Source organism: Streptomyces sp. NPDC057616, from assembly GCF_042800575.1.
Lineage (GTDB): Bacteria > Actinomycetota > Actinomycetes > Streptomycetales > Streptomycetaceae > Streptomyces.
The window spans coordinates 251451-267570 of sequence record NZ_JBHVGU010000006.1; the positions used below are offsets into that span (position 1 = coordinate 251451).

Here is a 16120-nt window from a genome sequence, read left to right on the forward strand (position 1 = left end):
GGGGGCTGCGCTACCCGGCGCTCAGATAGGTTCGCCAGCTGCCGTGATGCGTGATGTCCTCGGCGTCCTTCAGGGCGCTCGGCTCGCACAGGAAGCCCGGGACTCGGGTGCCGTCCGACAGTTCCACGCCGCCCAGCGCCATGGGGCGGGGCAGTGCTGTCAGCAGGCGGCCCAGGCCCTCCGTCGGCAGGCGCCAGATCTCCGTCTCGATCTCGGCCCCGCCCTCGCCCACGTACTCCAGGCCGGGCTTGGGCGGCGCCGTCCGCAAGGCGTGCAGGCGGTAGACGGGGGCCGTGGTCGTCGTACGGTCCAGGCGGGCGCCGACGGCCAGGAGCTGGGGGTTGAGCGGCTGTCCGGTCAGGTGCGCGCCCACCACCGCCAGCCGGGTCTCAGACCGGAGCAGTCCGGCGATGCGCGTCAGGCGCTCCTCCGAGAAGGCCGGGCCGATCAGCATCACGCCGAAGGGGAGGGCGTTCACCTCGGCGGCCGGTACCGCCACCGCCGCCAGGTCGAAGAGGTTGGTGGAGTTGGTGAAGCGGCCGAGGCGGGCGTTGCTGGTGAGGGGATCGGCGGCGACCTCGGTGAGGGTCGGGTGGCCCGTCGTGGTGGGGAGCAACAGGGCGTCCGCGTCGGCCAGTTCCGCGAGGGCCAGGGTGCGCAGGGCCGCGAGGTGGTCCATGTCCGTGAAGAGGCGGTGGGCCGGGATGTCGCGGGCGCGGGTGATGATGCCGGCCACCGTCGGGTCGAGCGTGTCGGTGGCCTCGCCTTCCTCCGCAATCAACTTGTCGACAAAGGCACCCACCGCTGTGTAGCGCTCCGCGACGAACGCGCCGTCGTAGAGCATCGCCGCCGCCTCGGTGAACGGGGTGAGGTCGAGGGTGCGGACGTCGGCGCCCGCCGACTCCAGCTGCCGTACGGCCGCTTCGTACGCCTCTGCCCAGCCCTCGTCCAGCTCGCCCAGCTGCTCGCGGGGCGGGACCGCGACGCGCCAGGGACCCGGGGTGCGCCGGGGGAGCGGAGGCAGGTCGCGGTCCGGCGGGGCTGCCATGAACGACAGCGCCTGCTCGGCCTCCGGGAGAGTACGGGCGAACACCGTGACGCAGTCGAGAGAGGCGCAGGCCGGGACCACGCCGGCCGTCGGGACCAGGCCGCGGGTCGGCTTGAGGCCGACGATGCCGTTGAGGGCGGCCGGGACCCGGCCCGAGCCCGCGGTGTCGGTGCCGAGCGCGAGGTCGACGAGGCCCAAAGCGACCGCGACCGCTGATCCCGAGCTGGAGCCGCCGCTGATACGGGACGGGTCGTGCGCGTTGCGGACGGGGCCGTAGGGCGAGCGGGTGCCCACCAGGCCCGTCGCGAACTGGTCCAGGTTGGTCGTGCCCAGCACGATCGCACCCGCCGCGCGGAGCCGGGCGACGACCGGGGCGTCGGCTTCGGGACGGTAGGCGTACGCCGGGCAGCCCGCGGTGGTGGGCAGGCCGGCCACGTCGATGTTGCCCTTGACCGCCAGCAGGCGCCCCGCGAGCGGGAGCCGTTCGCCCGCCGCCACCCGGGCGTCGATCGTCCGGGCCTCCTCCTCGGCCTCGGCCCGCGGGCGCAGGCCGATCCAGATCTCGGGGCGGTCCACGGCCGCGATGCGGGCGTGGGCGGCGCGGACTCGGGTCAGTGCGGACATCTCTCGCTCCTCGGTCTGTCTCACTGCGCCGCCGGGGCCAGGACCAGCAGTGCCGTGCCCGCCTCGACCTGGTCGCCCGGCCCGGCCAGGATCTCCGTCACCACGCCGTCGGCCGGTGCGTGCACCCTGGACTCCATCTTCATCGCCTCCAGGGCCAGCAGCGGCTGTCCCGCTCGCACCTCGTCGCCGGGCCGCACGTTCACCTGCCAGACGGAAGCGGCGAACTCGGCCTCGACGAGCCGGCCACCCGGGGGGACCGTCACCTTCGCCGGGGGAGCGGGCGGTGCGGTCGCCGCCTCGGCGCGTGCGAACTCGCCCGCCGCCTCCCACGCGTCACGCTCCGCGGAGAAGGCCGCCTGCTGACGGGTCCTGAACTCCCTTATGGAAGCGGCGTTCTCGGTGAGGAAGCCCTGGTACGCGGCCAGCGAGAAGGTGCCCTCCTCGATGCGGGGCACGAAGCGGCCGGACATGATGTCGGCGCGCAGCTCCAGGAGTTCGTCCGCCTCCACCGGGTACCAGCGGATGCGGTCGAAGAAGCGCAGCAGCCAGGGCGAGCCCGGCTCGAACGCGCCCCGCTGCTGCCAGCCCGACCACACCTGGGTGGTCCGGCCCACGAACTGGTAGCCGCCCGGTCCCTCCATGCCGTAGATGCACAGGTAGGCGCCGCCGATGCCGACCGAGTTCTCGGCCGTCCAGGTGCGTGCGGGGTTGTACTTCGTGGTCACCAGGCGGTGCCGCGGGTCCAGCGGGGTGGCGACCGGGGCGCCCAGGTACACGTCGCCCAGGCCCAGGACGAGGTACTCCGCGCCGAAGACGGTGTCGTAGACCTCGTGCACCCACTCCAGGCCGTTGACCCGGCGGATGAACTCGATGTTCCACGGGCACCAGGGCGCGTCGTCGCGGACGCCCGCCATGTAGCGGGCGATCGCCTCGCGGGTCGCCGGATCGTCCCAGGACAGGGGGAGATGGACGGTGCGGGAGGGGACGACGAGTTCGTCCGTGGGCGGGAGCGCGGCCGTGATCTCCCGTACCCGGGACAGGAGTTCGTGCTGCGGCAGGCGGCCGGGGTCGGTCCGGATCTGCAGCGAGCGGATGCCGGGGGTGAGGTCCGTGACGCCGGCGACGTCGGCCTCGGCCACCGCCTCCATCAGCGCGTGGACGCGCATGCGGAGCGCCAGGTCGAGCTGCATCGGCCCGAACTCGACCAGCAGGTTGTCGTCGCCGCTGCGGCGATAGGTGATGTCGCCGTCCCGGGCCAGGACGCCGCCGTCCACGATGTCCGCGCGCGGCGAGCCGTCGACGGACACCGGCGTGAAGCGCACCGTGTCGCCGGGCCGCAGCTGGCCGAGCTTCCAGCGCTCGCCGCTCAGGACGGTCGCCGGGCACACGAAGCCGCCCAGCGAGGGGCCGTCCGGGCCGAGCAGCACGGGCATGTCGCCGGTGTAGTCGACGGCGCCGACGGAGTAGGGCGTGTCATGGATGTTGGACGGGTGCAGGCCGGCCTCGCCGCCGTCGGCGCGCGCCCAGCGCGGCTTGGGCCCGACCAGCCGCACGCCGGTGCGGGCCGAGTTGAAGTGGACCTTCCAGTCGGCGGCGTAGAAGTCGCGGACGTCGTCCTCGGTGAAGAACTCCGGTGCTGCGTGCGGTCCTTCGACGGCGCCGAGGTGCCATACGGCGCCGAAGGCCGGGCGGTCCTCGCGGGGCACGGGCGCGCCCTCGGTGACCGTGCCTCCGTGCAGGACGTCGCCCGTACGCAGCGCCCGGCCGCCGTGCCCGCCGAAGCGGCCCAGCGTGAAGGTGCTCGCGCTGCCCAGGAAGCCGGGCACGTCGAGTCCGCCGGCGACGAGGACGTAGGTACGCAGGCCGTGCTCGGCCGGTGCGCCGATCCGCAGTACGGCACCCGCGGGCACCGTGACCGGCTCCCACTGGGCGACCGGGGTCTCGTCGACGCAGATCTCTGCGGCGGCGCCCGTCACGCACACGGTCGTCGGGTGCGTGAACCGCAACTCCGGTCCCTGGAGGGTGCATTCGAGGCCCGGGGCGCCCTCGGCGTTGCCGAGCGCGCGGTTGCCGAGCCGGAAGGACAGGTCGTCCATCGGCCCGCACGGCGGCACGCCGACCTGCCAGAGGCCGGTGCGGCCCGGCCAGTCCTGCACCGTGGTCAGGGTACCGCCGGAGACGACCTCGATCCGCGGGGTCGGGTCCGCGACGGAGGCGAGCGTCGCCGTGGAGTGGACGGCGGCGGCGAAGTCCTGTTCGGCGAGCGCCGCGCGGACCAGGCCCAGATTGGTCTCGATGCCGTCGACCCGGGTGCGGGCCAGCGCCTCGTCCAGCCGGCGCAGGGCATGGGCGCGGTCGGGGCCGTACGCGATCACCTTGGCGAGCAGCGGGTCGTACGCCGTCGTCACCTCGGTGCCGGTCTCCACCCAGCCGTCGACGCGGACGCCCGGCGGGAACTCGACCCGGGTCAACAGGCCCGCGCCGGGCCGGTGTTCGCGCGAGGGGTCCTCGGCGTAGAGGCGGGCCTCGACCGCGTGGCCGCGGGGAGCGCGGGGTTCGCGGACGACGTCCGACTCACCGCGCGCCAGGCGCAGCATCCAGGCGACGAGGTCGATGCCGTAGATCTCCTCGGTGACCGGATGCTCCACCTGGAGGCGGGTGTTGACCTCGAGAAAGTACGCCTCCTCGCGGGCGGCGTCGTACACGAACTCGACGGTTCCCGCCGAGCGGTAGCCGACGGAGGCGCACAAGTCGCGTGCCGAGGCCGCCAGTTGCTCGCGCACGTGGGGCGGGAGACCCGGTGCCGGTGCCTCCTCCACGACCTTCTGGTTGCGGCGCTGAAGGGAGCAGTCGCGGTCGCCGAGGGCGAGCACCCGGCCGGCGCCGTCGCCGAAGACCTGCACCTCCACATGGCGGGCGTGCTCGACGAGCCGCTCCAGGAACACGCCGGCGGAGGAGAAGGAGGCGGCGGCGACGCGCTGCACCCGCTCCCAGGCGTCGGTCAGTTCGTCCACGGATCGACAGGCCGACATGCCGATACCGCCGCCACCGCCGGTCGCCTTGAGCATGACCGGGTAGCCGATGCGCCCGGCGGCCGCCACCGCCGAGTCGAGATCCGGCAGCAGGCCCGTCCCCGGCGCCAGCGGCACCCCCGCCGCCTCGGCCGCCGCCCGTGCCGTGTGCTTCGCCCCGAACAGCTCCAGGTGCTCGGGCGCCGGACCCACGAACGCGATGCCGGCGTCCTCGCAGCGGCGGGCGAAGGCTGCGTCCTCGGAGAGGAAGCCGTAGCCGGGATGGATCGCGCCGGCACCGGTGTCCTTGGCCGCCTTCAGCACCAGGTCGGCGTCGAGATACGACTCCTTCGCGGGCGCGGGCCCGAGCCGTACCGCCTCGTCGGCGAGCCGGACATGGGGCGCGGTGCGGTCCGGGTCGGAGTACACGGCGACCGTACGCAGGCCGAGTTCGCGGGCGGTGCGGATGATCCGGACCGCGATCTCGCCCCGGTTGGCCACGAGCAGGGTGTCGAAGGTCATGCGGTGGCCCCCGCGGCGGCGGCCCGGATCGTCATCTGCACGGCCGTCGGCTCGAAGCCGTTGCACGGGTTGTTGATCTGGGGGCAGTTGGAGACGAGCACCAGCACGTCGCGTTCCGCGCACAGGGTCAGCGCGAGGCCGGGTGCGGAGATGCCGTCGACGATGCCGAGGGTGCCGTCCTGCTCGACCGGCACGTTCATGTACCAGTTGATGTTGGAGACCAGGTCGCGCTTGCCCAGGCCGTAACGGGCGCCCTCGGCAAGGAAGTTGTCCACGCATGCGTGCTGCGACCAGGTGTGGTGGCCGTACCGGAGCGTGTTCGACTCCTTGGAGCAGGCGCCGCCGAGCGTGTCGTGCCGGCCCACCTCGTCGGCCACGACCGTCATCAGCGGGGAGTGCTCGTTGCTCATGAGCACGCTGCCCGTCGTCAGGAAGACGGAGCCCTGGGCCTGGATCGTGTCGGGGGCGCTGTAGCGCACGGACGTGTCGTGGGCGTCGTAGACGAGGAAGTCGACGGCCTGGTTGCCGTGCAGGTCGGTGATGGTCAGGGTGTGGCCGCCGGGGATCACGGACGACCAGGCGGACCGGGCGGGAACGGCCTCCGTGCGGGGGGCGGTCGGTGCGCTCGTGGTCGTACCCGCGCTAGTGGTCGTACCCGCGCCCGTGGTCGCGGTCGGCGTACTCGTGGTTGTGCTCGTGGTCATGCGAGCCCCCTCGCGGCAAGGAATTCGACGGTGTTGAGGAAGGCGCGGCGGCCCTCGGGCGTGGCCCGCCACAGCGGGTCGCCCGGGCCCGTCGGGGCGGCGCGCCAGGCGAGGACCTCCAGCGGGGTGCTGACGTAGTCGGGGCGCGGGTCGGCGGGATGCGGGACGTTGGCGATCAGCACGGTCAGGTCCTGTTCGGCGCGGAGGGTGACGCTGCCGCCGGGGCCGGTGGAGCCGGTGAACTCCAGGCCGCCGTCCTCGCGCACCGTGACTCCCTGGAAGAACGACAGGGACGGCGGCAGGTCGCGCGGCTCCAGGCCGTTCTTCGCCGCCGCCAGCTTCAGCAGTTCGCGGCCCGCGGGGGAGGCGGACTGCGGGGTGCCGTCGCCGTACCGCTCGGTGTTGCGGGCGAGCGTGGAGGTGCCGCACAGCGCGTCGTGCCGCCCGGAGGTGTCGGCGACCACGGAGGCCAGCACCCTGCCCTGGTCGGACAGCAGGAGACGGCCCTCGCCGAGATACGCGTTCCACTGGACCTTCACCGTGTCGGCGACGTTCAGCCGCTCCCAGGGCCGGTCGGCCACGTACAGCAGCAGATGGGCGCAGGCGTCGCCGACCGGGTCGGTCAGGCGCAGCTCGGTGCCGCGGGCCAGCACCCGGTGGGTGTAGTTGCCGCCCGCCACGATCTCGGCCCAGACCAGGTGCCCCGCCGCGCAGGGCGGGTCGGGCCATTCGGCGGCCGGGACGACGGGCATCGCCTCGGCACGGGCACCCTCCTGGGCGCGTGCGTGGTCGCGGGCTCCGTACGTGGTGGCTGTCGCCATCGCGGGACCTCCGGCTCCGGGTTGTCCGCTGGGTGCGCGGCTCGGGGTAATTTCTGTCGCGCGACAGAAATTAGGAGGCGGACGGGTCGCGGGCATTGCCCGTGCGTTGCCGGGCGGTTACCGAGCCCTCACGAAGATCGCCCCAGGCCGGCCGTGTGCGAGGATCGAACGCATGGGAACGCCGGGTGAGGGAGGCGGCCGCCGGGTCGGCCGGCCGCGGGCGGCGCAGCGCCCGGACCGCGGGCTGCAGCCGCGCGACGAACTGCTCGCGGCCGCGGCCGAGTTGTTCACCACCCGCGGCTACGCGGCCACCACCACCCGTGCGGTCGCCGAGCGCGCGGGCATGCGGCAGGCCTCTATGTACCACTACGTCTCCGGCAAGGAGGAACTCCTCGCCGCCCTGCTGGAGTCCACGGTCACGCCCTCGCTGGCGTACGCCCGGCGCCTGCTCGCCGACGACGCGACCCCGCCCGAGAAGCGGCTGTGGCAGCTGTGCCGGCAGGACGTCGAGCTGCTGTGCGGCGGCCCGCACAACCTCGGCGGCCTCTATCTGCTGCCCGAGGTGCGCGCCGAACGGTTCGCCGGCTTCCACGCCGTACGCGACGAACTCAAGGACGCCTACGGCCAGTTGCTCGCCGCCACGGCAGCCGGGAGCGCGCTCGCCAAGAGCGAGCTCGAACTGCGCACGGACCTCGTGTTCGGTCTGATCGAGGGCGTGATCCTGGTGCGCCGATCCGACCCCGAGCGACCGGTGCGGGCGTTCGCCGAGGCCACCGCGGACGCGGCCCTGCGCATCGCCGGAATCTGATCTTCACCCGTCACGGTGAGTGTTCTCGTACGGGCGTACGCCGTGACGTACGGTGTTCGAGTGGTCCCTGTGCGTGTAAATGGGTCGAGAGTACTCCTCGGATGTGGCCCGTTTCAGGCGCTTGCTGAATATGACACGGCGATGATCCGGTCGGACTAAGCTCGCCCGCAGCGCACCGAGTTGATGTGTATTCGTGCGCTTGTTCCCTATATGTGCGACTCCCCGTCGATTCGTCTCAGAGGGCCTACATGGTGAGTGTCCAATCCCCTCCCCGGCGCCGCGAACTCCCCTATGCACGTGTGCTGTTGCTGCCCGCCATAGCGATGGCCGCGGCGACCGGAGCAGCCGCCGCGACGGTGACCGAGCCGGCCCGGGCGGCCGTCGTCTGGTGCGGTGCCGTCGCCACGCTGCTCGTGATCGCGACGGCGGCCGAAGCGGTCCGGCGCGGCCGTACCCTGCACACCCTGCGTGAGGAGAGCGCCCGTCACACTGCGTATCTGGAGCGGCGCGTCGCCGGCCACGAGCAGGAGATGCACCGTCTCGCGCACGAGATCGCGCCGACCGCCATCTACTATCTGCGCGGCGGGAATTCGCCCGGAGAGGTGATTCGCCAACTCGGCGAGATCGACCCCTCCTACCGCGAACTGCCCGCGGCCCAGGTGGCCCTGCTCAAGCGCGTGCTCGACATCGTCGACACCGAGGAAGCCATGCGGGACTCCTCGCAGCGCTCCTTCGTCAGCATCGCCCGGCGCGTGCAGGCCATCGTCCACCAACAGGCCAAGGAACTCCGCGAGATGGAGGAGGACCACGGCCGTAACCCCGAGGTCTTCGACGACCTGCTGCGCATCGACCACGGCACCGCGCTGATCGGCCGGCTCGCCGACTCGATCTCCGTGCTCGGCGGTGGCCGCCCCGGCCGCCAGTGGCCGCAGCCGGTCCCGCTCTACAGCGTGCTGCGCGGCGCCATGTCCCGGATCCTGGAGTACCGGCGCATCTCGCTGGACAACATCGCCAAGGTCAACATCCGCGGCATCTCCGTCGAGCCGGTCATCCACGCCTGCGCCGAACTCCTCGACAACGCCACGCGCTACTCGCCCCCGCAGACCAAGGTGCACGTCACCGCCACCGAGGTGCAGACCGGCATCGCCATCGAGATCGAGGACGCCGGCGTCAGCCTCAGCGAGGAGGCCCGCGCCCGGGCCGAGGGCATGCTGGAGCGCGCCCAGGCCGGTGTCGACCTCCAGGACCTCGGGGAGTCCCCGCGCCTCGGCCTCGCCGTCGTGGGCCGTCTGTGCAAGGCGTTCGACATGCAGATCTCGCTGCGTGCCTCGGCGTACGGCGGAGTCCGTGCCGTCCTCGTCGTGCCGCGCGTGATGATGACCAGCGACCCCGCGCCCGGCCTCGCCCACGGCGTCGGCGCGACCGCCGCGCCCAAGCTCGAGATCGGCGGCATCGAGGGTCCGCAGCGCGCCCCCAAGCGGCGCCGTCCCACCAGCCCGCGCATCCCCGCCGGCGTGTCCATGGAGGACGAGGTCCCCGAGGTCACCGAATGGACCGCCGGCGGTCTGCCGCAGCGGCGCAGCCGGGTCAAGGTGCCGCTCAGCCAGCGGCTCGCCGAGCAGGCCGCGGCCGAGGAGGCGGAGCGCGAGGCCCAGGCGGCGCGGCCCTCCTGGGCGTCCCCCGTGCCCGATCCCGAGCCGGAGGAGAAGGAGCCCGAACCCGGGCTGTGGGTCGAGGCGTTCTGGGAGGGGCTCAAGGGCGACCCGGACCCGACCGCATTCACCCAGCCGACCACTGAGCCGGCCCGCATCGAGGCCGACGACGAGAGGGACCACAAGTGATCCAGCAGCGAGCCAACTTCGACTGGATGCTCAAGGATCTCGCCGACGGAGTACCGGGCATCGAGATGATCGTGGTGCTCTCCGCCGACGGCCTGCGCATCGCTCGCTACGGGGGAGATCCGGACGCCGCCGACCGCGTCGCCGCGGCCTGTGCGGGCCTGCAGAGCCTCGCGGGTGCCGTCGCCCACGAGATCCCGGGCAGCGACGGCCGGATGAAGCTGGTCATCATCGAGATCAACGGCGGCTACTTCTATCTGATGGCCGCGGGGGCCAACGCGTATCTCGCCGTCCTCTCCGACGTGGTCGCCGAACCCGGGCTGATGAGCAACCGCATGCGCGACCTGGTCGTCCGCATCGGAGCCCATCTCACCAGCCCGCCCCGCCGCAACGGGCAGACCGTATGAGTCCTCCGCAACGCCGGCGGCGATACCCCAGCCAGGACAACGCAGAACCACCCCCGAAACCGAAACCCGCCAAACAGGGCGACACGAAGGCCCCGGAGCGGCTCTACGTGGTCGCCGGACCGGACGGCGAGCGCGCGGACATCGACCTGGTCACGTTAATCGTGGCGCGCGCCGACCCACCGCCCTCGGCCACCCCGGAGCAGACGGCGATGCTCCGGCTCTGCACGGCACCCCTCTCGGTGGCCGAGCTCTCGGCCTATCTGAGCCTGCCGTTCAGCGTGGTGACCGTGCTGCTCACCGACATGCTGGCGGCAGAGCTGGTGCAGGCGCGCGCCCCCATCGTCCGGCAGGCGCTCCCCGACCGTTCCCTCCTCGAAGCGGTGATGCATGGACTTCAAAGGCTCTGACACCATCCCCGGACCACGCACAGAGGATCATCTGCCGCACACGGCCCAGGCCGCGGTGAAGATCGTGATCGTGGGCGGCTTCGGAGTCGGCAAGACGACGATGGTCGGCTCGGTCAGCGAGATCCGGCCGCTGACCACCGAGGAGACCATGACGCAGGCCGGCGTCGGGGTGGACGACAACTACGGCTCCGACACCAAGACGGCCACCACCGTGGCCATGGACTTCGGCCGTATCAGCATCACGGACCAGCTGGTGCTCTACCTCTTCGGCACCCCGGGCCAGGAGCGCTTCTGGTTCCTGTGGAACGGCCTGTTCGAAGGCGCGCTCGGCGCGGTGGTGCTGATCGACACCCGTCGGCTCGAGGTCAGCTTCGACGTCATAGGACGCCTGGAGGAGCGCGGTGTGCCCTTCGTGGTCGCCGTCAACTCCTTCCCGGACGCGCCCCGTTACCCCATCGCCGACCTGCGCGGCGCCCTCGACCTGGCCGAGGAGATCCCGATCATCGAGTGCGACGCCCGCCGCCGGGCCTCCAGCCGCGACGTCCTGATGACCCTGCTGCGCTTCCTGCACTCACTGGCACGGGCGAAGGCGGCGACGTAGGCACGGCGTCGGCCGCCCGGCGGTTGCGGCCGCACCCGCATCGCCCGGTCCTCGCGACCGCACCTGCCTCGCCTGGTTCCGTGCTTCGGGCCGGTCCTCGCGACCGCACCTGCCTCGCCTGGTTCCGTGCTTCGGGCCGGTCCTCGCGACCTCACCTGTTTCACCCGGTCCCCGTGACCGGCACCTGCTTTCGGTCCCCGCGTACGAACTTCCCCACCCCCGTCTGAACCCCACCTTCAGAACTCAGCTTCGGAGCGACCATCGTGACGCCTGAACACCTCTCCCCGACCGGTACGGACGAACCCCTGGCCGGACCGCCCCCCGGCTGCCCCGCACACGGCATCGGCCCCGGCGGGCTGCGCCGGCTGTACGGCCCCGAGGCGGAGAACCTGGGAGCCGTCTACGAGAAGCTCCGCGAGGAGCACGGTCCCGTGGCACCGGCCCTGCTGCACGAGGACGTGCCGATCTGGGTGGTGCTGGGGCACAGTGAGAATCTGCATATGGTGAGCACGCCCTCGCAGTACTGCCGTGACACCCGGCAGTGGACGGCGCTCCAGGACGGCACGATCAAGCCGGACCACCCGCTCATGCCGCTCGTCGCCTGGCAGCCCATCTGCTGCCACGCCGAGGGAGACGAGCACCTGCGGCTGCGCGGCGCGGTCACGGGCGCCATGTCGACGATCAACCACCGCGGCATCCGCCGCCACATCAACCGCTCGACCCAGCACCTCGTCAACAAGTTCTGCGAGGAGGGCAGGGCCGACCTGGTCAGCCAGTTCGCCGAGCATCTGCCGATGGCGGTGATGTGCCAGATCCTCGGCATGCCCGACGAGTACAACGACCGGATCGTGCACGCCGCCCGCGACATGCTCAAGGGCACCGAGACGTCGATCGCGAGCAACGCGTACATCATGGACGTCCTCATGCGGCTCACCGCCCGCCGCCGTGCCGAACCCGAGGACGACTTCACCAGCCACCTGATCAACCACTCGGCGCAGCTCAACGACGAGGAGGTCGGTCAGCACCTGCGCGTCGTCCTGATGGCGGCGTACGAGGCCACGGCCAATCTCCTCGCCAACGTGCTGCGGCTGGTGTTCACGGACCCCGGCTTCCGCGCCCAGCTCAACGGCGGCCAGATGACGGTGCCCCAGGCGGTCGAGCAGTCCCTGTGGGACGAGCCGCCGTTCAGCACCCAGCTCGCCTACGTCGCCAAGCAGGACACGGAACTGGGCGGCCAGCGCATCCGCAGGGGCGACGGTCTCCTGCTGGGCATCGCGCCGGGCAACGTCGACCCGCGTGTCCGGCCCGACCTGTCGGCCAACATGATGGGCAACCGCTCCCACCTCGCGTTCAGCGGTGGGCCGCACGAGTGCCCGGGTCAGGACATCGGGCGCGCCATCGCGGACGTCGGCGTCGACGCGCTGCTCAACCGTCTCCCCGACATCCAGCTCGACTGCGACGAGGACGAGTTGCACTGGCGGGCGTCGATCCTTAATCGGCACCTGGTGGAACTCCCGGTCCGCTTCGACCCGCGGCCCCAGCAGGACGTGACGCCGCGGCCCGCCTCGGTCCCGGCGCAGCGCACCGACTGGCAGGTCGGCACCCCGCAGCCCGAACCGGCCGCCGCCCCCGCGCCCCAGCCGGCGCCGCCCCAGCAGGCTCCGCCGGTACCCGAGCCTGTCCGCCCGATGGGCGCTTGGCGCCGTCTGCTGCGCTGGTGGCGCGGCTACTGACCGACGCGGCTGCGTGAACTCCGGTGCCCGCGCGGTCCGTTGCGGCGGGCGCCGGAGTCAGGCGGCTGACCGGTAGCGCTCGGTGTCCTGGTGCCAGTGGTAGGAGCCCGCCGCCCAGCCCTGGATGGCCCGGGCGTGCCTCAGCACGGCACGCTGGGTGTCCGGGTCCGCGCGCAGGTCGCGCAGGGTCTGCGGGAGGTCGGACCGCACCGTCTCGGCGAGCGTCCTGACCCGCCCCGTGAGGATGCGGTCGACGACGGACACCGCCTCGTGCAGCGGGATGTCGTACAGCTCCTGTGCCACCTGCACGATGTTGTTCCTGGCCGCGCCTTCGCGGACCTCCTTGGGGTAGGACACGATGTCGTTGTGCAGGTCGACCGTGTCCCGGAAGGCGTCGATCAGCACCCTGAACGGGCGGGTCGCGCGTATCTCGTCGGTTATCTCCCAGCCCAGCGAGTGCTCCATCAGCAGGGCGCTGCACCCTGCCGCCCCGAAGTCGCGGCGCATCTCCATCTGTTCGACGAGATCGGGGTACCGCCCGCGCGTGAGGTTGTCCGCCTCCCACAACGACGCGTCCAGGAACTGGCGTACGGACCTGGTGTACAGAACCCGCCATGAGCGCGAGGCTTCGGGCGCCGTGCGCTGCCACAGGTTTAACAGGGCCGCTTCCAGCGGGTGTTGCGGAGCCGGGCCCGAGCCGTAGGCCGTGACCGGCAGGAAGCTCATCAGGCGCTCGATGCGATCCAGAATGCGATCACGGCTGCCGAGAGCTTCGCACCAGGGAAGGAAGACGTCGTCCAGGCACCAGATGACGCTGTGCCAGCTGGACAGCAGCTCCAATTCCCGTGCGGAGGCATGCGGGTAGGTCAGCGCGGTGAACAGGGTGAAGTCCGCACGGTCGAAGACCTCGGCGCTCCATCCGCCGTGATGGGAATCGGTGTGCTGGGGTTCGAGCAGGCCCAACGACCAGGCCCAGGCCCGCACACGGGGCCGGACGTACTCCAGATGCGGGTTCACCGTGGCCTTGAACGGCATGTAGAACGCGGGTAGTTGGAAGGTGTCCAACACGGTTTCCTCCTGTGTGGTGACGGTGTCCTTCTGCACCGCACGAACTGGGCCTGCTGACGGAACCGGTCGAACGGGGCCTTGCCAACTGCGTGCCGGGCGCCGCATTGCGCGGAATCATGGAAATGCGGCCGCGGACGGCACGGGCCATGAGCCGCGAGAGTGGGCACCGGGTCTTATCCGCTGTTCCGAGCAGCCATGACGGCGGTCTCAATGGGAATTTCCGGTGTTACCTCGGAATACGACCCCGGCCCGCATATCCGGCGAGTAATTCGGCCTTGTCCGGTGTCACGCTGCATAAGTGGTGTGATCGGCGCGGCAGTTCCTGAATTCCGCGTGCGCCCGGCAGACGCTCCCCAGCCTCTCGCGCTGAGCCCTCCCAAGCCGGTATGTCCGGGGTTGCTACCGCGAACTCAACGCGACTTGATGCCATGACTCGAGCCTCCGCAAGAACGTCCTACTTCTGGCTGTACTCCCAGCGTGCGTGCGTCACCGGTGCTCGTGAAGGAGCGTAAGAGGAGCGTATGACGGCACACGAGGGGCGCACTTGGTTGAAATGTTGTCATGTGTGGCATCGATCCGAAAGTGTTGGTTCTGATTCGTTCATCGCTGTACGAGTGAACTGATGTGAAACGCGCGACACTTGTCACCTTCGGAGAACGGAGTGCCGGCGTCCACGGGTCAGCGACCGGCCGCCCAGCTCTCGTAATCCCCCCACGCCCCCAACAACCGCCCGCTCCGGAAGCGGTGTTCCACCCCCGTGACCGGGTCGGTGAAGGTCAGGGAACGGGACAGTAGTTGGAGGGGGCGGCGGAAGTCGCCGGGTGGGACCGGGGCCGCCACCACGGGGTAGAGGGGGTCGCCGAGGATGGGGACGCCGAGTGCGTTCATGTGGACGCGCAGTTGATGCGTCTGCCCCGTGCTGGGGATCAGGCGGTAGCGCGCGGGGCCCCCGTCCCGATGCTCCGTCAGCTCGATCCGGCTGACGGCGTTCGGCTCGCCCTCCACCTCGTACGCGGCGAGCACCCCGCGCTCCTTCACGATGCGGCTGCGCACGGTCCGGGGCAGGACGAGACCGGGATCGTACGGCGCCACCGCCTCGTACTCCTTGCGGACCCGCTTGTCGCGGAAGAGGGACTGGTACGCGCCGCGCTCCTCCGGGCGCACCGTGAACAGCACCAGTCCGGCGGTGAGCCGGTCCAGCCGGTGGGCCGCGCCCAGGGCCGGGATGTCCAGCTCCCGGCGCAGCAGCGCGAGCGCGCTCTCGGTGACATGGCTGCCGCGCGGGGTGGTGGCGAGGAAGTGCGGCTTGTCCACGACGACGATGTGCTCGTCGCGATGCACGACCTCCAGCGGGAACGGCACCGGCACCTCGGCGGGCAGCTCCCGGTGGAACCACACGAACATGCCGGGCTCGTACGCCGTGTCGGGCGCCACGGCCCGCCCGTCGGCCCCGACGATCTTCCCCGCGGCCAGCATCCCGTCGACGACGCCGGCGCCCGCGCCGCTCAGCCGCTCGACCAGGTACTCCCGCGCGGTGGCCCACGACCCGTCGAGGGGCAGGCGCACCCGCACCGGATCGATCCCCAGCCGCTGCGGCAGGGGAGAGGGCGGAGCGTGCGGCCTTCGTCTCATCACGATCAAGACTACGGCGCCGGAAAACCCGTTGGTCCAGGCCGCGCCCCGCGTGCAGGATGCGGACCATGCCGTACGCCACCAGCGCCGTCCTGCCGCCCGGAACCCTTAGCCGTTCACCGCAGCCGGTGCTGGCCGCCGAGGGCGGGCTGGTGCTGCGCCCCTGGCGGATCGAGGACGCCCCGGCCGTGCACGAGGCGTTCCAGGACCCGCTGATGCACCAGTGGCACCTCATGACCAGCGGCTCGCGGGCCGAGGCCGCCGGCTGGATCGAGGGGTGGCTCACGGAGTGGGAGGGGGAGCGGATCGCGCAGTGGGCCGTGGCCGACGCGCAGAGCGATCAGTTGCTGGGGCGGGTGGCGCTGCGCGACATCGTGCTCGCCGACGGGCTGGCGAAGATCGGGTACTGGACCACGGCGGCGGCCCGCGGCCGTGGCGTGGCCGTCCGCGCCACGGCCGCGGTCACCCGCTGGGCCTTCGAGGAGATCGGCTTCCACCGCCTGGAGCTGCTGCACGCGGGCGTCAACGAGGCCTCCTGCCGTGTCGCCGCGAAGGCGGGCTTCGTCCTGGAGGGCGTGAAGCGCAGCGCCTTCCTCCACCCCGACGGCTGGCACGACATGCACCTCCACGCCCGCGTCCACGACGCCTGACCCGGCCCCGGCCGACCCGCACTCCAGACGACTCGGACTCCGGCCGCCCCGGGACCTGGTCCACTGGGCTCCGCCCCACTGGGTCCGGTCGACCTAGACCCTGGCCGCCCTGGACCCGACCGCCTCAGATTCCGTCCGCCTCAGATTCCGTCCGCCTCAGATTCCGTCCGCCTCAGATTCCGGCAGACCCGGACTCCGGCAGACCCGGACTCCGGCAGACCCGGACTCCGGCAGACCCGGACTCCG

The 16120-nt window shown here is 71.7% G+C and carries 13 protein-coding genes; 7 read left to right on the top strand and 6 right to left on the bottom strand.

All coding sequences use genetic code 11. From position 1 onward, the window contains the following. Positions 1-10: 10 nt before the first annotated feature. The 4 genes from atzF to ACFU97_RS09830 are packed head-to-tail and all read right to left on the bottom strand — an operon-like array spanning position 11 to position 6730. A complete protein-coding gene (gene atzF / locus ACFU97_RS09815; protein ID WP_384253311.1) occupies positions 11-1696 on the bottom strand; it encodes an allophanate hydrolase in 1686 nt (561 codons plus the stop codon). After that, the gene (locus ACFU97_RS09820) at positions 1693-5205 is read right to left on the bottom strand and encodes a 5-oxoprolinase/urea amidolyase family protein (protein ID WP_384253313.1); all 3513 of its coding nucleotides are present in this window, start codon (positions 5203-5205) and stop codon (positions 1693-1695) included. The genes atzF and ACFU97_RS09820 overlap by 4 nt, the downstream gene beginning before the upstream one ends. Then, positions 5202-5909 carry an urea amidolyase associated protein UAAP2 gene (locus ACFU97_RS09825; RefSeq protein ID WP_384253315.1) on the bottom strand — a complete coding sequence of 236 codons (708 nt, stop codon included), beginning with the start codon at positions 5907-5909 and terminating at the stop codon, positions 5202-5204. Before ACFU97_RS09825 ends, ACFU97_RS09820 begins: the two co-directional genes overlap by 4 nt. Beyond that, positions 5906-6730: an urea amidolyase associated protein UAAP1 gene (locus tag ACFU97_RS09830; RefSeq protein WP_384253317.1), complete on the bottom strand. Its 825-nt coding sequence runs from the start codon at positions 6728-6730 to the stop codon at positions 5906-5908. Before ACFU97_RS09830 ends, ACFU97_RS09825 begins: the two co-directional genes overlap by 4 nt. A 172-nt stretch (positions 6731-6902) precedes the next feature. Between ACFU97_RS09830 and ACFU97_RS09835 the strand changes: the two genes are divergently transcribed. From ACFU97_RS09835 to ACFU97_RS09860, 6 genes are all read left to right on the top strand, one after another. Further along, entirely contained in the window at positions 6903-7538 is a 636-nt protein-coding gene (locus ACFU97_RS09835) for a TetR/AcrR family transcriptional regulator (protein WP_384253320.1), read from the top strand. Positions 7539-7786: 248 nt separating this feature from the next. After that, the gene (locus tag ACFU97_RS09840) at positions 7787-9379 is read left to right on the top strand and encodes a sensor histidine kinase (protein WP_384253322.1); all 1593 of its coding nucleotides are present in this window, start codon (positions 7787-7789) and stop codon (positions 9377-9379) included. After that, positions 9376-9783, top strand: a complete 408-nt coding sequence (locus ACFU97_RS09845) for a roadblock/LC7 domain-containing protein (protein ID WP_016434374.1) — start codon at positions 9376-9378, stop codon at positions 9781-9783. The genes ACFU97_RS09840 and ACFU97_RS09845 overlap by 4 nt, the downstream gene beginning before the upstream one ends. Further along, on the top strand, positions 9780-10190 hold the full coding sequence (locus tag ACFU97_RS09850) for a DUF742 domain-containing protein (RefSeq protein WP_384253324.1): 411 nt from the start codon (positions 9780-9782) through the stop codon (positions 10188-10190). The genes ACFU97_RS09845 and ACFU97_RS09850 overlap by 4 nt, the downstream gene beginning before the upstream one ends. After that, a complete protein-coding gene (locus ACFU97_RS09855) occupies positions 10171-10791 on the top strand; it encodes an ATP/GTP-binding protein (RefSeq protein WP_384253326.1) in 621 nt (206 codons plus the stop codon). Before ACFU97_RS09850 ends, ACFU97_RS09855 begins: the two co-directional genes overlap by 20 nt. Positions 10792-11054: 263 nt before the next feature. Then, complete coding sequence (locus ACFU97_RS09860) at positions 11055-12524, top strand: cytochrome P450 (protein ID WP_384253329.1); 1470 nt, start codon at positions 11055-11057, stop codon at positions 12522-12524. Positions 12525-12581: 57 nt separating this feature from the next. On the opposite strand, the gene ACFU97_RS09865 is transcribed toward ACFU97_RS09860, so the two are convergent. Then, on the bottom strand, positions 12582-13592 hold the full coding sequence (locus tag ACFU97_RS09865; RefSeq protein WP_384253331.1) for a hypothetical protein: 1011 nt from the start codon (positions 13590-13592) through the stop codon (positions 12582-12584). 678 nt (positions 13593-14270) lie between these two features. After that, positions 14271-15224, bottom strand: coding sequence for an RluA family pseudouridine synthase (locus ACFU97_RS09870; protein ID WP_384253334.1), 954 nt, complete (start codon positions 15222-15224; stop codon positions 14271-14273). A 68-nt stretch (positions 15225-15292) separates the two neighbouring features. On the opposite strand from ACFU97_RS09870, the gene ACFU97_RS09875 reads away from it, so the two are divergent. Next, entirely contained in the window at positions 15293-15874 is a 582-nt protein-coding gene (locus tag ACFU97_RS09875) for a GNAT family N-acetyltransferase (RefSeq protein ID WP_384253337.1), read from the top strand. Positions 15875-16120 lie beyond the last annotated feature (246 nt).